Annotated in this window: 20 protein-coding genes; 11 read left to right on the top strand and 9 right to left on the bottom strand. The window is 64.9% G+C overall.

All coding sequences use genetic code 11. The features are described from left to right. Nucleotides 1-217 precede the first annotated feature (217 nt). On the top strand, nucleotides 218-1,126 hold the full coding sequence (locus ACFYZJ_RS38475) for a class I SAM-dependent methyltransferase (protein ID WP_388576799.1): 909 nt from the start codon (nucleotides 218-220) through the stop codon (nucleotides 1,124-1,126). 963 nt (nucleotides 1,127-2,089) lie between these two features. Here the strand turns inward: ACFYZJ_RS38475 and ACFYZJ_RS38470 are convergent. The 5 genes from ACFYZJ_RS38470 to ACFYZJ_RS38450 form a co-directional block, all read right to left on the bottom strand. Next, nucleotides 2,090-2,923, bottom strand: a complete 834-nt coding sequence (locus ACFYZJ_RS38470) for an ABC transporter permease (protein WP_388576796.1) — start codon at nucleotides 2,921-2,923, stop codon at nucleotides 2,090-2,092. Further along, complete coding sequence (locus ACFYZJ_RS38465; protein WP_388576793.1) at nucleotides 2,920-3,525, bottom strand: ABC transporter ATP-binding protein; 606 nt, start codon at nucleotides 3,523-3,525, stop codon at nucleotides 2,920-2,922. The genes ACFYZJ_RS38470 and ACFYZJ_RS38465 overlap by 4 nt, the downstream gene beginning before the upstream one ends. 9 nt (nucleotides 3,526-3,534) lie before the next feature. Then, nucleotides 3,535-4,560 carry a polyprenyl synthetase family protein gene (locus tag ACFYZJ_RS38460; RefSeq protein WP_388576790.1) on the bottom strand — a complete coding sequence of 342 codons (1,026 nt, stop codon included), beginning with the start codon at nucleotides 4,558-4,560 and terminating at the stop codon, nucleotides 3,535-3,537. A gap of 46 nt (nucleotides 4,561-4,606) precedes the next feature. After that, nucleotides 4,607-5,506, bottom strand: coding sequence for a phytoene/squalene synthase family protein (locus ACFYZJ_RS38455; RefSeq protein WP_388576787.1), 900 nt, complete (start codon nucleotides 5,504-5,506; stop codon nucleotides 4,607-4,609). A gap of 1,751 nt (nucleotides 5,507-7,257) precedes the next feature. Beyond that, nucleotides 7,258-7,413: a hypothetical protein gene (locus ACFYZJ_RS38450; protein WP_388576784.1), complete on the bottom strand. Its 156-nt coding sequence runs from the start codon at nucleotides 7,411-7,413 to the stop codon at nucleotides 7,258-7,260. A 315-nt stretch (nucleotides 7,414-7,728) separates the two neighbouring features. Between ACFYZJ_RS38450 and ACFYZJ_RS38445 the strand changes: the two genes are divergently transcribed. From ACFYZJ_RS38445 to ACFYZJ_RS38400, 10 genes are all read left to right on the top strand, one after another. Next, a complete protein-coding gene (locus ACFYZJ_RS38445) occupies nucleotides 7,729-8,061 on the top strand; it encodes a hypothetical protein (RefSeq protein WP_388576782.1) in 333 nt (110 codons plus the stop codon). Continuing rightward, nucleotides 8,058-8,666, top strand: coding sequence for a hypothetical protein (locus ACFYZJ_RS38440; protein WP_388576779.1), 609 nt, complete (start codon nucleotides 8,058-8,060; stop codon nucleotides 8,664-8,666). Before ACFYZJ_RS38445 ends, ACFYZJ_RS38440 begins: the two co-directional genes overlap by 4 nt. Before the next feature lie 11 nt (nucleotides 8,667-8,677). Then, nucleotides 8,678-10,450: a putative T7SS-secreted protein gene (locus ACFYZJ_RS38435; RefSeq protein WP_388576777.1), complete on the top strand. Its 1,773-nt coding sequence runs from the start codon at nucleotides 8,678-8,680 to the stop codon at nucleotides 10,448-10,450. Nucleotides 10,451-10,498: 48 nt separating this feature from the next. Further along, complete coding sequence (locus tag ACFYZJ_RS38430; RefSeq protein ID WP_388576775.1) at nucleotides 10,499-10,795, top strand: YrhB domain-containing protein; 297 nt, start codon at nucleotides 10,499-10,501, stop codon at nucleotides 10,793-10,795. 4 nt (nucleotides 10,796-10,799) lie between these two features. Next, the gene (locus tag ACFYZJ_RS38425; RefSeq protein WP_388576772.1) at nucleotides 10,800-12,107 is read left to right on the top strand and encodes a YrhB domain-containing protein; all 1,308 of its coding nucleotides are present in this window, start codon (nucleotides 10,800-10,802) and stop codon (nucleotides 12,105-12,107) included. Between the two features lie 137 nt (nucleotides 12,108-12,244). Next, nucleotides 12,245-13,621 (top strand): IS1380 family transposase, encoded by a 1,377-nt coding sequence (locus ACFYZJ_RS38420; RefSeq protein ID WP_388576829.1) that lies wholly within the window; start codon nucleotides 12,245-12,247, stop codon nucleotides 13,619-13,621. Nucleotides 13,622-13,889: 268 nt separating this feature from the next. Next, a complete protein-coding gene (locus ACFYZJ_RS38415) occupies nucleotides 13,890-14,012 on the top strand; it encodes a hypothetical protein (protein ID WP_388576769.1) in 123 nt (40 codons plus the stop codon). A gap of 188 nt (nucleotides 14,013-14,200) precedes the next feature. Further along, the gene (locus ACFYZJ_RS38410) at nucleotides 14,201-14,590 is read left to right on the top strand and encodes a hypothetical protein (protein WP_388576768.1); all 390 of its coding nucleotides are present in this window, start codon (nucleotides 14,201-14,203) and stop codon (nucleotides 14,588-14,590) included. Continuing rightward, nucleotides 14,590-15,447, top strand: coding sequence for an MAB_1171c family putative transporter (locus ACFYZJ_RS38405; protein ID WP_388576765.1), 858 nt, complete (start codon nucleotides 14,590-14,592; stop codon nucleotides 15,445-15,447). The genes ACFYZJ_RS38410 and ACFYZJ_RS38405 overlap by 1 nt, the downstream gene beginning before the upstream one ends. A gap of 32 nt (nucleotides 15,448-15,479) precedes the next feature. Continuing rightward, complete coding sequence (locus ACFYZJ_RS38400) at nucleotides 15,480-15,788, top strand: amidohydrolase family protein (protein WP_388576763.1); 309 nt, start codon at nucleotides 15,480-15,482, stop codon at nucleotides 15,786-15,788. Nucleotides 15,789-16,504: 716 nt separating this feature from the next. On the opposite strand, the gene ACFYZJ_RS38395 is transcribed toward ACFYZJ_RS38400, so the two are convergent. The 4 genes from ACFYZJ_RS38395 to ACFYZJ_RS38380 form a co-directional block, all read right to left on the bottom strand. Next, nucleotides 16,505-17,683: a hypothetical protein gene (locus ACFYZJ_RS38395; RefSeq protein ID WP_388576760.1), complete on the bottom strand. Its 1,179-nt coding sequence runs from the start codon at nucleotides 17,681-17,683 to the stop codon at nucleotides 16,505-16,507. A gap of 223 nt (nucleotides 17,684-17,906) precedes the next feature. Beyond that, complete coding sequence (locus ACFYZJ_RS38390) at nucleotides 17,907-18,962, bottom strand: hypothetical protein (protein WP_388576757.1); 1,056 nt, start codon at nucleotides 18,960-18,962, stop codon at nucleotides 17,907-17,909. A gap of 9 nt (nucleotides 18,963-18,971) precedes the next feature. Continuing rightward, nucleotides 18,972-19,601, bottom strand: coding sequence for a hypothetical protein (locus ACFYZJ_RS38385; RefSeq protein ID WP_388576754.1), 630 nt, complete (start codon nucleotides 19,599-19,601; stop codon nucleotides 18,972-18,974). Further along, entirely contained in the window at nucleotides 19,598-21,532 is a 1,935-nt protein-coding gene (locus tag ACFYZJ_RS38380; protein ID WP_388576751.1) for an AAA family ATPase, read from the bottom strand. The genes ACFYZJ_RS38385 and ACFYZJ_RS38380 overlap by 4 nt, the downstream gene beginning before the upstream one ends. Between the last annotated feature and the right edge of the window lie 279 nt (nucleotides 21,533-21,811).

The following is a 21,811-nucleotide window of genomic DNA, read 5'->3' as shown; positions in this document are numbered from 1 at the left end:
CGGACGGGCACGGGCACCGCACCGCCGGGGCCGGCCCGCGCGGCGAACTGACCCGTGCCGAGCCGGCCGGACCGATGCCGGGTGGCCGCAGGGTTGCGCGCCATCGGGCACCCCCGAGGAACGGGTCGCCCAGAGCTGCGACGTCGTACGTTCACCGCAGACCCGTCATTCGCATTCCTCGCTGTTCGTGGTCTCTACTCGCGCCAAGGGAGGACACATGGTCGGCACAGCGCATCGGAACACCGGTGTGGAAGGCGTGGAAGGGGGTGTCGGCCTGACCGCTCTCATGGTCGCCGCGGCACGGGCGATCGAGACCCACCGCCACGACAGCCTGGCACGGGACGTCTACGCAGAACACTTCGTGCTCGCGGCATCGGCGTCCGCGGGCTGGCCGGTCCGCATACAACAGGTTCCGGAGGGAGACGCGAACCCGCTGTGGGGGCGATTCGCGCGTTACTTCGGTCTGCGGACGAGGGTCCTCGACGACTTTCTCCTCCGATCGGTGCACGCTGGAAGCGCCCGCCAAGTAGTCCTGCTCGGAGCGGGGTTGGATTCGCGGGCGTTCCGACTCGACTGGCCTCCAGACTGCGTGATCTACGAGATCGACAGGGAGCACGTGCTGGCTTTCAAGCACAAGGTGCTCAGTGAGCTGTCGGCCGCCCCGAAGGCGGCCCGCGTACCGATTCCGATCGATCTGCGCGCCGACTGGGCCGGAGCACTGACCACGGCCGGCTTCGACACGGCCGCACCAAGCGTCTGGCTGGCCGAGGGATTGCTGTTCTACCTGCCCAACATCGCCGAGACATACCTCATCGACACGGTGGACCGGTTGAGCACGGGAGGAAGTGCTCTGGCGTTCGAGGTCAAGCTTGAGAAGGACTTGCTGGAATACCGCGACAGCCCGATCTACACCTCGACGAAAAACCAGATCGGCATCGACCTGCTCAACCTGTTCGATGGAGGGCCGCGGCCTGACTCCGCAGGCGATCTGACAGGCAAGGGCTGGTCCACATCGGTCCACACCCCCTTCGACTTCACTCGCCGGCACGGACGCGGCCCGCTGCCCGAGCAGAACGACGCGCTGGCGGGCAACCGGTGGGTGTTCGCGAACAAGCCCCGGCCGTAACGCTGCCGTCGGTCGGCCCCGCCTCCGAAAGCTCTGGTGGCGGCCAGCCACCACCACACCTTCCCACACCCCCGCCAGGCTGGCGTCGTACTCGGTGGTCAACTGCGGTTGCCCCGCCCCCACGCACCCCGACCTGCGGCTATGGCGGGAAAGGCCAATTCGTTACCTGATCGACTCGGGCACGGTGGTGCGAGCCTGGCGGACTACCTGATCAGAGTGAACTACTGAGGAGCTGCGCTGCCGCCGCCGCTCCGCGGCGATGTGTTCGGCCATCCGCTGCCAGACCCTTCAGCCAGGGCGAGATCGTCGCACTCGGCTCTCCGGAATCTATGGGCCTCCTCGGGCAGATGGCAGAGAGGCTATCCGCTCCGGCGGCCCGAACCTGCTTATCCGCTCGGAATTTGCGTCTCTCATGCAGGCGATTCGCGCAGGGACGGCAAACCTCCGTCAAGGCAACCTGAGAAGCCATCAGGAGCGCGTCAATACGCGCTGCCGCTGGCTGAACCAACGCAGACTGATCGGCACCGGGGGGCCGCCCGTGGTCCGACGTTGGAGGGGCCGTGTCCACCTCGGTCGGCACCACGCGCAGTCCCGAGGCGGGGGCCGAGGCTGCCTCAGCGACACAGCACGGGAAAACCGCCCCTGCTCCCGGTCGGTCGAGAAAAGAGCCGTGGCCGAGGCGCCGCCTCCGCCGCAACGCCGTGGCCGCGTGTGCTGCTCTGCGCCGCCGCTACTGGGTCACCGTGTCCGCGCGGCTGCGTCTTCTGCGCGTCGCCACGGCCTCGCTCGGCGTGGCCCTTGCCGCGCTGCTCCTGCTTGCCGGGCTGGCTGAGACTGAGCGCTTCACCTGGCCCGTGAGCGCTGTAGCTGGTTCTGACCGCGGTTCCGTGATGGCTACGACGTTCGACGTCGGTAGCTCGCCACGCGGTGTTCATTGGGGATTGTTCGGCCCAAGGGTACGGCCTAGCGCATGTGGCGCTGGGGCGTTTGTGGTTCGTTGCGTGGTCGTCGGGGGCGGGGCGCTCGGCTGTTGCCGCGCGGGAGGAGGGTGCGGGTGTGGTGGTGGAAGGTGAGAAGGCTGACCAGTGCGGCTGCGGCGAACCACAGGAGCTGGAGGGCGAGGTGGGCGGGGGTGTGGTGGGTGGAGAAATAGGCGGCGGTGGCGGACTGGACGGCGCCGTACGACGGCAGCAGACGTACCAGGGGGCTGTTGGCTCCCGAGCTGGCCATGGGGTTTTGCAGGGCCACGTCGATGACGCTTGTCATGACCATAGCGAACATGCCCTCGACTTCGCGGCGCAGCAGGGAGCCGTAGATGACGCCGAGGGCACCGTAGGTGAGGGCGGCGCCGAACAGGGCGATGGCGAGCTGGACGGGCTGTTTGGGGGACGACGCGGCGCAGATGACGGCGGTGGCGTAGACGGCGACGGCTGCGGAGGCGAGTGCCAGGGAGGTCGTCTTGGCGAGGACGAGATGGGTGCGGGGATAGCCGGCCATGACCAGCCGGCGGTCGAACCGGCCATTGTTGAAGGTGACCGCGAACATCATGAACCCGGCGATCAGGGTGACGGCGTTGACGGCACCGGTGATCTGGGTGAGCAGGTTGCCCGCCGGGGTCAACCGCTCTGCGGTGGCCTCCAGATGCAACGGGACGGGATTGTGGGGGACATTGAGGTAGACGAGGGTGATCCAGGCGGGGATGTACAGGACGACCAGGAACACGGCGAAGGTGTTGCGGGCGTGCTCGGTCAGGTCGCACCGGGTGGCGGTGGTGTACAGGGCGAGGTGCCGTTTCATGCCGCCACCGCCGTGCCGGGGTGAAGGGTGCCGCCGTCCAGGCGCCAGAGTTCGTCGAGGCGTTCGATGTCGTGGGCCAGGTGGGAGACGACCAGGACACAGCGGCCGGCGGTGCGCAGTCGGCCCGCGAGGTTCCAGAACTTTTGGTAGGTGTCCCAGTCGAAACCCTGGTAGGGCTCATCCAGCAGCAGGAGATGCGGGTCGTGCATGAGGGCGAGGGTCAGGTTGAGCTTCTGCCGGGTGCCGCCGCTGAGGTTCCCGGCCCGTTCGTCGGCGTACTCGTGAAGGTGCAGCTCCTCCATGATCTCCTCGGCGTGGCGCAGGTCGGCGAGGCCGTATGCGGACTGGAAGAACCTCAGGTGCTGGCGGACGGTCAGGGCGTCGTTGAGAATCACGTCCTGGGGGCAGTAGCCGAAGCGGCCCTGATGGCGCACAGTTCCCCGGTCGGGGCGCAGTTCGCCGGAGAGAATCCGCAGCAGAGTGGATTTGCCGGCCCCGTTCTCCCCGACGATTCCCACGAGACGTCCGGGGCCCAGGTCCAGGTCGATGCCTCGCAGGACGTGGCGTCGTCCGTAGGCGTGGTGCAGGCCGGTGACCTTCATCCTCCGGAATTACCAGGCCCGGTCGACGACCGTGGTGGTCAGTTCCGCCAACCGGTCGCGGGCGGCCGAGGGGGCAAGCGGGGCCAGGGCCTCGTACGCCTTCGTGGCGTGGGCCCGCGCCAGCTCGGTGGCGCGGTCGAGAGCGCCGCTGCGGGTGAGGACCTCGGTCAGTCGCCCGTGAGCGGTGGCGGCGTCCATCTCTTCGCAGAACAGACGCTGCAGCATCTCCAGGTCGCCAGGGTCGGCGGCGTCCCTGGCGAGGAGGACCGGCACGGTGGGCTGCCGGTTGGCCACATCGCTGAAGGCACCCGAGTTCGTCGTGCCCGGTGTCGCGGTGGTGAAGGGCAGGAGATCGTCGCGGATCTGGAAGGCCATCCCGAGTTCCTCGCCGTAGGTACGCATCGCCGCCTCATGGGCGGCGGGGGCATCGGCCAGGATCGCCCCGGCCTGGCATGCCGCGCTGGTCAGCGCGGCGGTCTTGCCCCGGACGATCTCCAGCACGGCCGGCAGTGCGCAGGAGAGATCCTCGCGGAGGAGGGTCTCCTCGGCGATGGCCGCGACCGTGTGCCTGACCGCGTCCGCGACCACGCGCGTCGCCCGTACGACGAGGTCGGCGGGCAGTCCCGTTTCGGTGCCGCCGAGCATGGCCAGGTAGGCGGTGGAGGCCAGCCCGTCGCCGGCCATCAGCGCCACGCTGATCCCGAAGTGCTCGGCGGAGGAGGCACGGCCGCGGCGGACAGGAGCCTGGTCCACGACGTCGTCGTGCATCAACGTCGCCACGTGCATGCACTCCAGGGCGGCGGCGAACGCCAGGACCTCGTCCACCGTGGCGCCCGCCGCCGCAGCGGACCACACGCACAGCCGCGGCCGGAGCAGCTTGCCCGAAGGAAACAGGGCGTCCAGGCACGCGACGCCCATCAAATTCTCCCCGTCGCCCACCCAGCGCCGCATCTCACGCTCGACCAGCAGGTTGATCGTCCGTTCCTCCAGCCCGGTGCCCTCCGAGCGGGCAGAATGGGACACAGGGGTCGTCATTGGTGTTCCTTCCGTGGTGCTCACTTGGCGAAGTCGGATTCCCGTGTCAGCTCACAAGGGCGGCACGCCACATGGTCAGCCCCGTCCGGACAGTCGGTCCCGTACCCGGAACGGCAACATGGCGCAGGAGCAAGGGACCCGCCGCCAGCACTGCCTCGCACAGCGTGCGCAGCAATTCATCGAGTCCTGACGCGCAGCGATGCAGCCACGGATGCTGCAGCGCGCTCTCCAGCAGGTCCGGCAGCCCACCGGTGATGCGTGCCACTTCGAATGCGATAAGTTCCGCGGTGGCCGCCGTCCACCGCCCGGCCTCCAGATCCTGTCTGCGGACTCCGAACCGGTCGAGATCCTCAAGCGGAAGGTACAGCCGGCCGTCGCCCAGGTCCTCGGACACATCCGCCAGACAGTCCACCAGCTGAGCCAACTCACCGTAGCGACGCAGGATGCTTGCGCCGCTCTCGCCGAGCGCGCCCCACATCGACATGATCCACACCGCGGACGCGCCGGTGCTCCCCCGGGCCCACGGCAGCCAGTCCTCGTAGGTGGCGAACTCGGTGAACTCCGCATCCCTGCGCAACGCCGTGAAGCATTCCTCCATCAGGGCCCTCGACGGCCTGACGACGGCGGTGTTGCACGCGTGAGCCGCCGCGTGCAGGACCGGATCGGAGCTGGTGCCGGTTTCCAGCGCGGAGTACCAGGCGTCGGTCCACTCGTTGAAGCGCTGAAGACGCGCCTCGGGCTGTCCTGTGTCCACCCGTTCATCGGCTTCAAGGATCAAGATGCCCACGGCGGCGCAGGCGGCGCGCCTTGGTGGCGGCGCTCCGAGCGTCACCAGCCACCCCAGACCGGAGCGCTCCGTCAAACTCCTGCGGACGCAGAGGGTGTAACACTCCCGCAGCACCGGATCAGTGATTCCCGCCGTGTCCAACCAGCGTCGTACCAGCACTGGAACCCCTCCCTCGACTGGCTCGCCCACGGCGAACTCTCGCAAGTCGGCTCGGGCCTTCACGAGCCGGCCGGAGTCTTCTGACTCCGCCGGGTGAACTGATCCATGCTTCAGGGTGATCGCCGCTGTGGCGGTGACCGGGGAACTGGTAGTAGGGAGGGCCGACAGCGTGCACTTGACCGGATGGACCACCTACGGGGTTGCGGCCGCGCTTTGGTGGAAGGTCGCCCGGACGAGGCACAGCCTGGCAGGGCAGGGGGCATAGCCATCACGGAAGCGCGGTCAGAACCCTGTAGCTGGCCCGTTTTAGCGCTGTTGTTGGGCCGCAGGGTAGCGGTCTGCTTTCTCACCAGCGGGGAATTCCGGGAAGTAGAGATCCGACGACCTACAAGACCGCCTCGCCGACGGCCGGCTACAGCCCCGACGGTGGACCTCATCGGCGCGGTATGCCCCCGCGCCTGGTGTGCCGTGCCCTCAGACGGGAGATGCAGTGATAGCAGGAGTTGGGACTTCCATCCGGCGCCGCGTGCGGTGGCTACTTTCTCGGCGACGAAGACGAGGCCGATGGCCATCCAGAACGGGGTGAACTGCGGCTTTCCGCGGGCCGGCATCCAGCAGGCCCACACCGGCAGTGCCTGTTCAGGGCTAAGGCTGACGTTGAGATGTGCTGATGGAACCTTTCCAGCACCGTACGGGGGTACGCGCCAAAAACGAGCCACCATGACGCATGGGCACGGCCAGCGGCCCAGACGGAACTGGGCGACGCCCCTGTCCAACGGCAGCCCAGCACGGATGTCGTCCATCGCCGAGGTCCGCAGCGGCCGGCGGCTGCCACACCGCCCCGGGGCCGGGCCGGCCCTGGACGGCAATGTACTCAGGGCAGGCATAACAGCGTTTCAGGCCGCGATGGGGTGGCTTCATGATTGCCGTCGAGTCCGGCCGATTCGTAGCGTCTGGACAGAAAGAGCGACGACCCACCAGGCCGTTTGCGCTCTCTGTCACCAACCGACGCATCGAAGCAGGTCACACGCCTTCTGCCGGCCAGAGGCATGGATGCCCCTTGGCTCGATCCGCAACGGATTTTCACAGGGCTGGCAGCAGGGCCCAGCGTCCGACGAATAGGGGCCTGACCTGCGTAAATTCCGCGAGTTGAAGAGGCCGACTCCGGCGTCTGCGGCAACGTGAGGCTCAGAAAGAGCAACCGTCAAAAGGCCGTGTGCGTTTTGGTATGCACGCAAAAACTCCCGACCTGTATCTCTGCAGGTCAGGAGCCTTTTCCGGAGTGCCCCCGGCGGGGGACTCGGAGTATGGGGACAGGCAAAGCCGCACGGCTCTGGAGCTGTGTTGACCATCAAGACGGTCATCCCGCTGAAGCAGTAGGTCGGGCTCTCGCCTCTTGTCGTCTCTGCCAGTCCCGACTGAAACGCCACGCGGTCTTCGCCCTGTTCCCTCTCCGTGGCTTCCATCAAGACGTCGTCGACGCTGCGGAGCGTCGCCAGGATATCCTTTTTGCCGACATCTCTGCGCTGTACTGGGACGACACCATCCGCGGGCTCGCATGACGGGGCCATGTGTTGAAGGCGCACGGGGTCCTTCGCCCGCGGAGCTTGGACGGTGGCCCTGGCCTCGCGGATCAGGGCGTCGGCCACCCGTCGGCTTTGCGGGGCGCTCGCCGGACGGCAGCGCGAGCACGTCGACATCGTGCTTGGCCCGGGCGGCCGGATTTGCGACCTCCGTCGTGCCCACGGCGCTCAGCGTCGGCCCAGTCGTCGCTGGCGGGCTTGCCCCGGGTCCAGCAGGGTACGTTCCACGGGTCGAACATCGCCCTCGTGCTGCGGCACCGGTCCGGCGGCCAGTGGCCGGTAGCCGGGGGAGCCGCCCATGTTGGCGTCGACCTGCAGTGCCACCGCTGGGTGGGAGCACGCGTTCCGACGCTAGAAGGCGCCACCACCCATGACGACCGGCATCGAGGGTTGCCGTCAAGGCGGGCCACTCGCTGCCGCCGAGCAGCTTCGGGCCTGCTCCTACGAGGGTCTCCACAGCAAGGGAAGGTGAAGCGGCCAGCGGTCACGCCCCGAGGCGGCAGTGGAAAACCGGGGCAACTGGCCAAGCAGACCCAGAGATTGACGGTCCGTGGTGGCGGATGGATGCCTGATACTGGGTGGATGCGCGATGCGAGGCGGGGGTTGGTGGAACGGCTGGCCGAATCGTATGAGGGACGGTTGGACGGAGCAGCGCTGGTTGGGGAGTTCCGGCGGGCGCTGCTGCTTGTTCCGCTGATCGGTGAGGCGGTGTGGTCGGCGGATTCCGGGGGCGTGAGGTGGGTGTATGCCTTCACCGGTGAGGAGTCGCTGGGGCGGTTCCTGGCCGCGCGGGGCGTCGGACCAGGCGCGGAAGTGCGGTACATGAGGGTGTACGGGGCGCGGTTGCTGGATGTGGCGGTGCCCGCGATCGGCGTCCCGGCCGGGATCGCGGTGGACGTGGCCGGGCCGTGGCCGGGGTTGCTGCCGCCGGTGGTGGGGATCGTATCGCCGACGGCGGCGGTGGCGGCGTGAGCGAGGGCTACCAGGTCGATCCGGACGCGCTGAGGATGGCGGCGAAGGGCATCAACGAGGCGATCGACGAGCTGAAGTCGCTCGGGATCGACGAGAGCGGCGAGATCGGCCGGGGCTTCTCGAACATCGAGTTGACGGGCATGGAGCTGGGCGACGCCGGGCTCCGAAGTGCCTTTGACGCGTTCTGCGAGCGGTGGTCGTGGGGCGTGCGCACGCTCGTCCACGACGGTAACGAGATCGCGCTGCGGCTGGGGCTGTCGGCCGGGCTGTACCACGACCAGGAGCAGTACGTGGAGAAGATGCTCAAGGACGTGGTCAACGCGGGCATGGGCAATCCGGATCTCACACAGGAGCAGGTGGAGGCCCAGTCCTGGGGCAAGACGCTGTCGGACAACTCGTTCAACGACTTCCGGCACGCTGACTGGTCGGAGAAGTCGATAGAGGAGGCGGCCCAGCACTCGGCGCAGACGTGGAAGGCCGAGGGCCGGGACGTGATGGACGGTCCGATGGGCTGGCGGAAACAGGTGGCGGATGCTGCCGGATATGGCGCGGAGTACGACCGGGCGCAGGACGAGATGTTCGGCCCTGAGCGCAAGAGCCAGTAGTAGGGACTGGGATGGGTGTCGGGGACTGGCTGGGTGAGGCCTGGGACACGGGCAAGAAGGTGGTCGGCGAGACGGTCGACGGCGCGGCGCACGTGGCCGGGGCCGGACTGGACATGGTGGGCCTGCAGGGGGCGGCCAAGTCGGTCGACGGCTGGGGTGACAGGGCGGCCGACAGCCTCGGTGTGGCGGTCCCGGAGAAGGAGCTGGGCGACACCGACGACCCCAGGGAACTGCTCCACGGCAACCCGGCGAGGATCCGCGAAGCCGCCGGTCATCTGCGTAACTTCCATGGCGCGTTCGAGTCGACCGGGTCGGGGCTGCAGCGGCTGGACCACGACCACTGGCAGGGCGACGCGGCAGAGGCGTTCCGAGCGAAGTTCACTCCGCACGCCAAGCAGTGGTTGACCGCCGCCGACGCCTGCCAGAAGGCTGCCGATGCGCTGGAGACGTACGCACACGTGGTGGAGTGGGCGCAGGGCCAGGCCAAGCAGTGCCTCGACCAGTACACGAAGGCCAGCGACGCCTACCAGCGGGCTCAGGCGGCGTACAACGCGCAGGTCGCCGCGTACAACGCGCAGGCTGACAGGTACAACCAGGCGGTGTCCGCGGGGCGTGACCCGGGGGCGGCCCCCACCAGGCCGGGGAAGTTCGACGGCGACTCCTATGCGGCGGAGATGGCCCTGGCGCAGACGGATCTGCACCAGGCCCGCGCGCAGCGTGACTCCGCGGCGCGAGCCGCTGCCCAGGCGGTCGAGGCGGCGACGAACACGGCTCCGAAGGAGCCGAGCTTCGCCTCCCGCCTGCTGGCGGACGGTGAGGACCTGGCTGCCGGATACTCGCTCACCCTGGACCACGTCGCCGGCGGTGTCGTCAAGGGTGCCGCGGACCTGGTGAAGTTCGCCCGGGGTCTGAACCCCATGGACCCGTACAACCTCACCCACCCGGCGATGTGGCTGGACCGGGTCAGCACCACGGCGGCCGGAATGCTGCACGCCTCCAACCACCCCACCGAGCTGCTCTCGGCGCTGGTCGGCTCGGGATGGGGTTCCGACCCGGGGGAGGCGTTCGGCAAGTTGGTCACCAACGTCGCCGCCGGTGTGCTCACCGACGGGGGCAGTGCCGGGGCCTCGGTGGCCGAACGCGAGGCCGTCGGCGTGGCCGAGAACGCCGCCAGGGACGAAGCGATGAACCTGGCCGAGCAAGGGGCGGCGAAAAGCGGTAACGCGCTGCCCGACGGCTGGACTATCGAGCCCACCACGGCAGACAAGGAGGCGGCTCACGACTGGGGGCACCTGGCCCAGCCGACGGACCATGTCTCCGCGAAGGCCATTCATCACGACGTCACGGACCTGGAAACACAGCGCAGGTTCCTGGACGATCAGTATCCTTGGCTCAAAGACGTCAATGGCAACCGCTACTGGGACAATGTGCCCGGATACAACCAGAACTGCTCGAAGAACGTGGAGGCGATCGACGGGCGTCTGGACGGCCACGATTCTGTCGCGGAACCGCTGCACCAGCCGGCCTGGCCGAGCAAGGAGAAACTCGGCAACCCGGACGCCGAATGGCAGCACAACACAAGCTACGATTCCATCATCGAGGACATGGACAAACGGGGGCTCGGCTCCCGCGGCGTCGTCTACATATCCAGACCAGACGGAACCGCGCACGTCTTCAACGTGATCCGCGACCGTAATGGAGTCGTTTTCCTGGACGGGCAGACCGGGATGCTCGGCAACCTCGAGAAGAACGTCACCGAAGTGCGTTATCTGCCCTACAAGTAGATTCCTTCAAGCGTTGAGTCCTGTGGAAAGAGCGATCGGGTCCTGACAATGACGATTGACGAAGCCGTCGAGGTGGCACGTGCCCATCTGCGGGCAATCTACGGAGACGGTCCGCCGACCATCGTGATGCAGCCGGAACTGTCGGTCGAGCACGATGCGGCGTGGGCCGTGCGTTTCGACAGTCAGGAGCACATCGACACCGGGGACCTCACCCAGGCGCCGATGGTGCGGGTCGTCGCCGTCTTCAAGGACGGGTCGTTCGTAGGGTTCCCTCCCTCCGCCTACACCACTGAGCAGTTGAGGACGTGGCTCGCCACGGGGCAGCAGCCCAGGAAGCCGTTCTGAACCCATGATTGATCCGGCATCGCAGGCTGAAGACTGGCTGCGGCAGACCTACCGCGGAATGGTGGAGCTGTCCGGTACCGGCCCGGTCGTTGAACGGCCTCAATCATGGGTCTTCGGTTGTCGTGCACGGCCGGTGCCCGGCTACCCGACCACCCCCATGTTGACCTCGCTGCTCGCGGTCCCCAAGAGCGGCAGCCTCCCGTTCCACCCAGCCACCGACGATCCCTGGGAGGACCTGGAGGCCTTCGACCGTACTCCCCGGCCGCGCGACCCCGCCGAGCAGGCGCTGCGCACCAACGCACGAGGCTGTCTGCTGGCCGCAGACGCCGCCTTGAACGGCGCCAGAGCCACGCCGTTGCCATGGCGGCCCTTCCACGAGGCACCGGGCTGGTGGGACCGTATGATCCACTGGCACTTCCCCGCCGCCGAGGTGTCGGCCTGTGCGGGCTGGGACGAGGTGATCGCCGCGGTGCAGGAGCCGGGTCCGGGCACCCGCGGCGTGGTCTGGATCCGCCGTGAAGCCTACGGTGTCGAGGCGACAGGGCATTTGGTCTACGCACACAACAACGGTGGCCAAGTGGTGCTTCTCGATCCGCAGGTGGGTCGGTTGGCGCGTCTTGAGTCCACCGGGATCCGTCGGCTGACCCTGGCCCGCTTCGCGGGTGGCGGTGACAACGAAACCGGGCCGAGGGTACCTTTCTGGCGCCGTCACGCCCCTGACCTCGTGTCAGCGATCGGGAAGGCGGAGGAATGGCTTCTCGACACATACAGGGGTGAGGTTGCCCTGGTCGAGCCCTCGCCCGCCGACGAACTCGCCCGCGGGTGGCTGTTCGCCTGCAACACCAAGGCGTTCCTCGCCGACGGACGTCCAGCCGACGCCATGCTGGACGCCGCCCTGGTCGTACCCAAGGACGAGGGCGAGCCGTTCGGGTTGCCCAACTCCGATCCGTGGGGCTGGCTCGCGCGCTGGGACGGCGGTACGGAGCCGGGCGCCGAGGGCCTTGATCTGCCGCCGAAGCCGGGGCCGGCGAGGTGGATGCCGCAGACGATGGGCCGACTGGGGTCCGTGGTCTCCGTGACGGATCACACGGAATGGGCAACCGTCCTGGCCGAACTCGCCACCTCTCCCGAGGGAGCCCGCGCGGTGGTCTGGATCCGTCGCGAGGACCGCCGCGGCCGCGAGTCCGTCGGCCTGCTCGTCGTCGCCGCCCACACTCCCAAGGGCCTCGTGCTGATCGACGCCGCCCGTGACGCCCCTGCCACACCGGACAATGCGGGGGTGCGCTCTCTCCACGTCCTCCGCTACCGCTGAGGGCCGGGGCCGTTAACCTCGCGCTTTCACGTGGCGGGGCGTCCGGTAGGTGATCCGAAACGCAGAGAGTGCTCCTGACCTGCAACGATGGGACTTGTCTAGGGTCCAGGTCGTCGCATGAAAGAAGCACTCTCCAGGTGAAGAAGCGTATCGGGTCCTACCCGTGTGTCCGTACCGAAGGCGGTGGTCGCGGGGTGGTCTCCCAGGCCGGTGGTGTGCTGCTGGTGGAGACGGTCCGCAAGACTGGTCTGGATCAGGCGATATCGGCGGCCTTGGCGCCGTGGCGCAAGTCGCGAGCGGTGCATGATCCGGGCAAGGTCCTGCTGGATGTGGCGCTCGCGGTCGCGCTGGGCGGGGACTGCCTGGCGGATGTGGGCATGCTTCGGGCCGAGCCGGCGGTGTTCGGGCCGGTGGCCTCGGATCCGACAGTGTCCCGGCTGATCGACACGCTGGCAGCGGGCGGGAATCGGGTACTGACTGCGCTGCGGCAGGCCCGCGCTCATGTCCGTGCATGCGTATGGAGGTTGGCCGGGGAGGCTGCGCCGGACGCGGCCGGGCAGGTGGTCGTGGACCTGGACGGAGTGCTGGTGATCGCGCATTCCGAGAAGCAGGATGCGGCCGCGACCTGGAAGAAGACCTTCGGGCACCATCCGCTGATGGGGTTCGTCGACCACGGTCGGGGTGGGTCCGGGGAGCCGGTCGCCGGGCTGCTGCGGCCCGGGAACGCGGGCAGCAACACCGCTGCGGACCACATCGAAGCCGCCCGGCTCGCGCTGGCGCAGCTGCCGAAGAAGTACCGACGGGGACGGCAGACGCTGATCCGTACCGACTCGGGCGGGGGCACCCACGAGTTCGTCGACTGGCTGTCCGCCCGCGGCCGGTGGCTGTCCTACTCCGTCGGCATGACCATCACTGATGCCGTCCACCAGGCAGTTTTGAAGGTTCCGGCTTCGGCCTGGACGCCAGCTATCGAGCCGGACGGCGAGATCCGCGACGGCGCCTGGGTGGCCGAACTCGACGGCGACTGCCTCAAAGGCTGGCCCAAGGGGATGCGGCTGATCGTGCGAAAGGAACGGCCGCATCCCGGCGCGCAGTTGCGCTTCACCGACGCCGACGGCATGCGCCTGACCTGTTTCGCCTCCAACACCAAGAACATCCCGATCGCCGCACTCGAACTGCGCCATCGCCAGCGCGCGAGGGCCGAGGACCGCATCCGTGCCGCGCGAGCCACCGGCCTGCGCAACCTGCCCCTGCTCGAGGCCGCACAGAACCAGATCTGGCTGGAGATCATCCAGATCGCCCTCGACCTGCTGGCCTGGCTGCCGATGCTCGCCCTCACCGGCCAAGCCCGGGTGTGGGAACCCCGCCGGCTGCGGGTCCGGCTCTTCTCCGCCGCTGCCCAGCTCGTCACCACCGGACGCCGCCGCATCCTCCGCCTGGCCCGGCACTGGCCCTGGGCCCATGTGATCACAGACGCCCTCAACCGGCTGCACGCACTGCCGAACCCCGGCTGACCGGCAGCGTCCCGCCCCTACGAGCAGCAAGCACACCCCGGAGCCGTGGAACCCGGCGCCCACCCGGCGCGACAGCCGGGCCACGTGCAGAAATCCCCGCCTTGAACAGGCAGAAAGGGTCCGTCAGCAAGCTGACGAACCCTCATGCAAGATCGAGGTTAACCTCGCGCTTTCACGTGGCGGGGCATCCGGTGGGTGATCAGAAACGCAGAGAGTGCTCCTGGCCGCAGAGCAGGCCCGCCTGGCAGACGCCATCCACAACAGTGACGTGAAATTGATGGCCATGCGGGCCGGCGAACTGTCCCCGGCCCGCCGCAAGCAGGTGATGGAACTCCTCGACGTCGTCTACAAGTTGGAACAGGCGGAACGAAGGTCAACCAACGGGGGCTGACCGCCAACACCGCAAGAGGAACACACATCGTACACAGACCGGTTGGAGCCGTCGAAAGCTGGTTTTGGGAACGGCGGTTGAGTAAGCGCTGCATGCAGGAACTGCGGGCACTCGGCGTTCAACCGCCGCTCCAGGTGCACGAAGTCTGCCACCTCCTCGGCGAACGCCGAGGCCGTCCCATTCGACTAGTGCCGTATCCCTTGGCCGTACCCGGTCCCTACGGGGTATGGATCGCGTCCGGAACTACGGACTACATCCTGTACCAGCAGCAGACCACCAAGGCCCATCAGGCTCACATCATCCTGCACGAGGTCGGCCATATTCTCTCCGACCACAGAGACGATGGCTCCGACGAGAGGTTCTGGCAGGAGCAACTGCCCGATCTGTCGCTCAACACCATCAGACGAGCTCTACGCCGCACGTCGTACGACGACAAACAGGAGCGTGAGGCAGAGCTGGTGGCCACCATCATCCTGGAGTGGGCCTCCGTGCTGGACCACGTGGCCCCACGCCTTGCGAGCGACCGCTCGCTCAACCGGATCCAGACCGCTCTCGGTGACCGGCGAGGGTGGCTTTGATGCTGCATTTGACCATAACCGCCGTGTGCCTCGACCTCGCCTTGGTCTGGAAGCTCTACCAACTGTCCAAGGCGCCTGGCGACCGCCCTCTGCTCGCGGTCACCCTCTGCATCGGCTGCGCGGCGGCTTCCTTCTCACTGGGTCTTCAACCGGAAGCCCGCGCCGTGCGCGCACTGTTCGGCCTCGGGGCTCCCAGGCTTCTGTCGAATGCCCTGCTGCTCAGCACCGTGTACTGGCTCATGTGCTTCTACCTCTACTCTGCAATGGACGGCTTGGGCGCAGGCCGCCGTGCACGGCGGGAAGCGATGCTGCTGGCCGTCGTAGTAGCCGTGCTCACGTGGACCACCGTCGTGACTCCGGCCACCGTTCGCGGTCGCTCCTACGCAACTGCGGACATGAGTGTCACCCCGGTCGCCCTTTTCTTCACGGCAGCAGGGCTCTACCTGGTGTATGCCTTCACGGCGGCCCTGTGCTGGACCTGGCGGTACGCCCGAATGTCACAAAGGCCCCTGTCCACCGGGCTGTGGCTGACCGCCGCCTCCCTTGCCTGCATGATCGCGGCCAACTCGTTGCGGGTGGCCGGCAACGTGGTCCGCTGGTCCGGCGGCACCCTCCCGCAGGCTCTGCCTCGTGGTGCGGCCCTGTTGCTCGCCGTTACAGTTCCGCTATTCGTCGTGTGGGTGAGCTTCTCCAGCGTCGTGACGCGCCTGGCAGCGTTGCAGGTCTGGCGGCGGCACCGCCGGGCTTACCGGCGGGTGCGCCCGTTGTGGGTGATCTTGCACAATGCATCAAGGCCCGGGGAATCCAGGTGTGCACGGCCACCAGCCCGAACTGGCGGGGTTTCGCAGAACGGGTAGGCCAGGAACGGGCCCACGAACTGTTCGCGTCCATGCGCTGGATGGCCGAATTGGGCCTCCCTATGATCGCGGGCACTGATGCCGGAGTGACACGCGCTGTTTTCAACGGGTTTGTCAACAGCCTGGAGTTCTACGCATATCTGGGAATTCCCAATGCAAAGATCATCGATATGGCCACCACGGACGCCGCCCGCGCCCTGGGGATCGCCTCGGAGGCCGGACGGATCAAGGAGGGCTACCGTGCCGACATCCTCGTCGTTGACGGCGATCCACTCAAGGAGCTGAATGCGCTCCGGAACGTGCGTTACGTCATGGCCGTCGGCCGCCCCTTCGCCGTCTGAATGAGCCACTGCTGCGGCCCGACCAGGCCCTGAACCCCCGGATACCTTCCAGTACAGCCACCGCATCCGGCAGTAGTTCAGGTACAGCCGGACTCGTCTGCCATTGGGCCCTGACCAGGGGAAACGTCCTGGCCAGGGCCCTAATGTGTACGGGGCTGGAGATCCCGCTCGTACCTGCGGCTTCCCGGGGAATTGTGCACGGGATGTGCACGCTGGTCCTGGTACCAGGGGTATGCCGTCGGGTTGTGAGGTGGTGCGCAGGTGGCAGCCCCAGGTCAGGGCCGAACGGCCCGGAAAAGTTCCAGGAGCGCTGTGGGGGACGCCACGGAGTTGGCCTGGATCCATCAGGCGGGCGGTGTCGTCCGTGCTGGCGCGGTATGCGGTCAGCAAGCCATCCGAGTGGGGTCCGGGACGGCCTTCGTGCAGTGACGGGACGGCACCGGCTGCTGAAGGTCACGGGGCCCTGGGCCGAGCTAAGAGCCGGCAGAGGGCGACGCTTGGTCGCAGGTTCGAGTTCCCGGCAGGATTCGAACCTGCGCACACGGCTCCGGAGGCCCCGTGACGTGTAGAGAATCCCGCTGGTCAGAGCCGCGCCTCGGCGCCGAGGGGTCATCTCCGTCCACGAGTGGTCCGCAACGCCGGCGCGCCGGTCCTGTCCGGAAAATGGTCCACCGGCCACGCGTGCCCAGGAGGTAGGCCGATGTGCACACGCCCCCCTATGCGGGAGAGAGGGTCACAACACTCTCTCGGAGGAAGCGAGAGTTCGTCAAACGACGACGCAGGCCACGTGCCACCGAGATCTCTTCAACCCGCCAGTTCGCGAGCTCAGCAAGGCGGGCCATGATGAGATCAGCAGCAATGATGAAAAGTGCATCCCCATTTCCATGCGCCGAGTTTCCGACCACATACACCAATCGGCCTTCGCTAGAAATGATCTCGCGACATTGCCGAAACAGCGTGAGCATGTCGTCCGCGTAGCCCTTAATGAGCTGCTTCCTGCCGGTTGCGTATCGGTCATCGGGAACTGCTTCTAGTATCGGCTTGAGCAGTTCGCCTACTTTCTCGGCATCACTGGAGTCCTCGAAATCATACTCATCAGAGAACCGAACACTCGGATGGCTTCGCAGGGTCTTGAGTCGTTGAGAGCGAAACTGCTGTGCATCCGTGAAGAAATCTAGATACCATGCCTCCGTCTTGTATATCTCGGTGTAGTCGATGTTGTTTGGGTAGGGTGGAGAAAAAACTATCAGGTCCTTTTTTGCTGAGGCATCCACGTGAAGCAGTGGCCGCCTCCCGTCTCCCCGAATGACTGTCCCAGTGCCTGACGGCGGTTGGGAAATTTCGATGTCCTCAATGATTTGCTGAACGCGCGCTGAGAATTCGACCCACGGCTCTTTCGGTTGCCGTTCAGAGGCGTAGCGGAGCGCACGTCCATCCCTGCGGAGTCGGCTTGTAGATTCCACACAGGAGGCAGCGGCGGTGAGCAGGATGTCACGGGCGAGCGGGGGAGCATCACAGTACTCGATGGCCGCTTTTATACGCAGTAGCGATGCCAACAACGCAGGTGGAAAATATGCCTCATTTGAAAACGTTGATAGGGCTGGCGTCTCTGTTTTGAATAGGGCGTTACTCTCGTAGATTCGCCCTACTTCCGTGAAGGCATGTTGCACTTGTTGAGCCAACTGGGAGCCCGCCTGTAGCGCTCTTACCTTGCTGCTCGATACGTGATGCAAAAACGGATTCTGCTCAATTCCTGTCGCCGTAACGCGAACTTGGGGAGAGAGTCCAAGTGCGCTCACAAGTGTTGTACCACTCCCTGCGAAGCAGTCAAGAATTCGGAGCTCTGACATCCCTTCGAAACTCAACTTCTTGAGTATCGAAGGCAACAAGTCCACCGAAAAAGCTTCCTTTAGGTGAAACCACCTGTGGTACGGAGCTTCACTGTTCCCCGTAGGTACGACCAGGCGCTCGAAATCAAGCGAACCATCGACAGAGTTCCATTGAGATTCGAGGGCTCCGTAGTGGGCTTCCACTATGGGGTTAGCATTAATCATGTCAGCGGCTCACGTTTGGGATCTTCATGCATAGCTTCTAAGTGGACTGGTGAACAAGCGGTGGCTACTCACATACAGGCTCACAGAAGAACCTCACAGGTGTATCAAAGTCGGCTCTTGCGAGTAGCGCGGCAGGGTAGTCGATCTCCTCATTCGCGTAGTGAAAGCCGTCAGCGTAACTCACACTCGTGCTCCCGGGGGTGACACCCTTTCGCCGGCCGTCAAAGACGACTAGGTATCCGCGCGCTTCAGTGTCAGGGTCGTGGGTGTGGTAGGAGTCGAGGTAGGCGGCCAGCTGCTTGGCTCCGCTCCTTGCGCGTCCAGCGGCGTACGGCGTTGTCGTCTGCTTTGTGGCGTCGTGACTGAGTCCGAGCCATTTGATCTCGATTAGAGCGACGCGATTCGAAGCCGTCCAGGTGACCTTGATGTCCACCGGTTTGGTCTCGTTGACGTTTTGCTCAGGCATAACTTGAATCGGGCCGTGAGCACGCAGAGACGCACGTAGATATTGTTGCAGGGAGCGACGCATTGTTGCTTCGGGCTTGTTCACGAAGACCAGACGCGCCGGCTCTCTCCAGGTGGTGCGGAAAATGTCGCACTGCGCGTGACGAACCGATATAGTGCCGTACCGAACGAGTGATTCTCGCAGGTCTAGGAAATAGGGGACTGCGAAGTAGCTCGGAAAGTTCGCTATTGTCGGAACGTTATGGGCTCCCCCAGGAGTTAGAATCTGTTCCTTCTGATGGCCCGCGTAACGATATGAAACGAACTGTCCACTGATGGCACTCGTTTCGATTTCCGCACACCAAGCGCGTATCGTGCCATTGTGTTCGAAGTGAATCGAAAGAGGCCCTGCTTCCTGCCGATACCACGCTGTCAATTCACGCGTGTGGGTGAATACGGCCGGTGCCACGCCAGCCTCCACGGAACCGGTATCCAAGGTCCGTATTACAGTTAGGCCCTTCGATAGCCGCTCAGTGGTTAGTGCATCGTGTGTTTCCCTAACCCTGGTGATCAGCTCTTTCAGTGCCTGAGCCCCCGGCGAACCAAGTTCGCGATAGACCTTCGCCGCATAAAGTTCACGTGCGATGTCCGCCATAGCCTTCACATCTACCAGCACCGCTACCCCCTAGACGGCCCAGTCGTCAGCTTCTTCAGACGGACGGATCTTTCCGGCGCCGTCGAGTGTGGTGGAGAGATACTCAAGCCAAACGACCGCAGGTATCATTAGGTCGTCGGCCTCCGGCACGGCCTCGGATACTGCCCTGAAATGTTCCATGAGAGTTTCGCGGCCACCCTCGCCCAGGAGTTCCCGTTTGCTGGATAGTTCCAAAGCTCGACGCAAGGAAGGCTCGGCGCTGATTGACTCTCCTACAGCGGGGAGGGGCATCAGGAGGGTGCTACCGCAAGCCCCCGTGAGATATGGCATGCGTGCCTGGAATCGTCCCAGCGAAGCGTACTGATTCCACTCTTCGAGTCCGCCGTTAGACAATTGCAGGCCGGAAGAACTCTGGACAAGCAGAGAGGATATCTTTAGTTCGTCTACCGCTGACGCAAGCGACTCACTGTAGGGGGCGGCAGTGTGCGTCGCAGAAAACTGGTATCCCCATTCACTTGGAGGATTCCCCTCGTAAACGGAGAGGAGGCAAGACAGATAGGCAAATAGACTTATCTCGCCTTCGGTTGCCCCGCCGGAGACAACGGATAGCTCTTTAGTGATGGTGAGTGTGTCGAATACGGCATCAGGGTTCAGCGTCACTGTTCCACCGCGCTTTGCTGCTCTGCGGCTGCGGAGAGAACTGCTTCGACGCGCGAGTACGCTTCATCAAAGAGAGCTTCCTCGCTTGCTTGGACCTCACTCAGGGCTGACCAATCGGTCATCCTCACTAGCTCCATATGCTCTGACCGACATACCTCCGCCAGGCGAAGAAGCAACTGATTCGCGTTGATGTTAGCGGTCATGATCATGTTTTTGCCTGAGCGGACAAATTTACCGAACATGGCGCCGGCGCGGGCTTCGTACGCGATATCTAGCGAGCCCTCAGGAGTGTCTATGTAACTAGTGACCGTCTCGCCGGGCTCGGTCATCTGCTGAATCAGGGCCATGCGAAGTGCTATGTCAATGAAGAATCGCTGGCTTTCCGAAAGTGCGGTTGTGGCCCGGCGGCGCGTTCCTTGAACTTCAAGCCCAAGCACGAAGCGTGTCTTGTCCGCCATGTCTAGGAACACGTCGAGGTCGAGGCCTAGGAATTGGCGGGCCAACTCGCGAAAAGCAGGCACGAACTCAGTTTCTGCTGTCTCGTAAGCAGAGCGCAGGGCGCGTTGAAGTGGCTCTAGTTCTCGGCGGGCTGCGTCGCGTTTATCGCGCCACTCGTCCCTCCTTTCCATGGCCCGCTTACGTTCGGCTTCTGCCACGCGTCGTTGATCTAGCAAGCTTGCGATGCTGGCGTCCGCGGTGGGTAGTGCCTTCTCATTGGCCGTTTCGAATTCTTCCAGGGCCTGAGTTGAACTGCTATGGAGCTTCAATGCTTCGTCGACCGCTTTATCCAGCCTGTCGCGGCGCACTTGGGCAGCCTTTAGCCTCTCGCGCGTCGCAGACAAATCCGCGTCGACACGCTTGAGGGACTCCAAGGAATCGGGAGTGGGTGATCCTCGCTCGATTGCAGAATCACAGAGTGGGCAAGAGTGACTCTCCAGCTTTTCGCTCAGCCTTACGCTGATATGAGAGCCCTCGGTTCCGCACACGCTGCACCTGTTTGTCTGCAGTGCTTCGGCTACAAGGGGGTGGAGACGCGGGGCTGAATGGGCCTTCAGTCGTTGTGAGAAGACCTGATCGTATTGATGCCTTAGAGCTTGATACTCGGCACTTGCGTCGGCAAGGTCGAGCCGGGCATCAGCGGCTTCGCGTTGACGCCTGTGAAGTTCATTCGCGTGAGCATCTACCTGGTCGACCAAGTTTTGATGTTTTTCGGCGAGACCCTCGAAGGCAGCCTCATCGATGTCGTCGACACCCAACTCCTTCATGCGCCTACGGGCTGTTGTCGCTTGCCATTGTGCGTTTCGTCGTTGAGATTCAGCCCTATTGACGGCATGGGTCAACTCGTCTGCTCTTTTGGCGTCTTCGGCGTGGATGCCAAAGGCCAAGTACAGCATAGGGGTTGTTACTTGTTCGTCCCAGAAAAGTAGATGGCGCCGCTCATCGAAGGTAAGGAGAAAATGCTGAATGAAGACGAACTGGTCAAAACTGCTTAGGCGGCAGTCCTCAAGGAGTAGCCGTTTGTAGTTTTCGTGGCGTCTTTCGTCGTCGTCTGTATCAAGACTGACGATCTCACCCGCTTCGTCTACCACACGTAGAAAGCGAAGGGCCTCGGGTTCGAAGAGGTTGCGCGTCAAGTCGTACCGTCGTGAACCGACAGTGAATGTCAGGCTGACTTCAGCAATATCTCGATCCAACTCGTCGATTCGACCGTCAAAATAGTGTCGAGAGTATTCGAGATTATTGGTGTAGAACTTGCGGGTAGAGGCGAAGGCGCTCCGGTCTGGGTTTGTTACGATGCCTGTGAGTCCGAAATTAATGGCGGCAAGAAAGGAAGACTTTCCGAGGCCGTTTGCTCCTGCTAGACAGAAGACGCCACGTCGGATCTCAACTTCAAGTGTTGGGCGCTCCCTGTAAATGGAGAAATTCTGCAACCCAACGTGCTCGATCGTGGGCAGCCGTCGCCTAATGTTCACCTTGCCACCCCTCCCGGTAACTGAAGACCACGCAAAGTTACAGGATGGATCCCGCTCAACGCTACGACCCGTCAGGTTCCCGCTCCCGTACCGTCGTTCGTGCGGGCTGAGGGGCGCACCAGGTCGGCGGAGCGGCTTTGGGCTGGAGTTTCAATGACCGAGTCAAGGTCGTGGGCCGCCCCACCAGCGGGCGGCATCTCGCCTCGGAGATCGTCTGTGCCTCAGCCGAGGAAAGTC

Origin of the sequence: Streptomyces sp. NPDC001848 (assembly GCF_042891915.1) — a bacterium.
GTDB lineage: Bacteria > Actinomycetota > Actinomycetes > Streptomycetales > Streptomycetaceae > Streptomyces.
Note: the sequence above shows the minus strand (reverse complement) of the source record. Positions and strands in the feature narration are given on the sequence as shown.

Coding starts and splice junctions, on each gene's coding strand:
- ACFYZJ_RS38475 (WP_388576799.1), top strand. CDS start 218: ATGGTCGGCACAGCGCATCGGAACACCGGTGTGGAAGGCGTGGAAGGG.
- ACFYZJ_RS38470 (WP_388576796.1), bottom strand. CDS start 2,923: ATGAAACGGCACCTCGCCCTGTACACCACCGCCACCCGGTGCGACCTG.
- ACFYZJ_RS38465 (WP_388576793.1), bottom strand. CDS start 3,525: ATGAAGGTCACCGGCCTGCACCACGCCTACGGACGACGCCACGTCCTG.
- ACFYZJ_RS38460 (WP_388576790.1), bottom strand. CDS start 4,560: ATGACGACCCCTGTGTCCCATTCTGCCCGCTCGGAGGGCACCGGGCTG.
- ACFYZJ_RS38435 (WP_388576777.1), top strand. CDS start 8,678: ATGGGTGTCGGGGACTGGCTGGGTGAGGCCTGGGACACGGGCAAGAAG.
- ACFYZJ_RS38430 (WP_388576775.1), top strand. CDS start 10,499: ATGACGATTGACGAAGCCGTCGAGGTGGCACGTGCCCATCTGCGGGCA.
- ACFYZJ_RS38425 (WP_388576772.1), top strand. CDS start 10,800: ATGATTGATCCGGCATCGCAGGCTGAAGACTGGCTGCGGCAGACCTAC.
- ACFYZJ_RS38405 (WP_388576765.1), top strand. CDS start 14,590: ATGCTGCATTTGACCATAACCGCCGTGTGCCTCGACCTCGCCTTGGTC.
- ACFYZJ_RS38400 (WP_388576763.1), top strand. CDS start 15,480: ATGCGCTGGATGGCCGAATTGGGCCTCCCTATGATCGCGGGCACTGAT.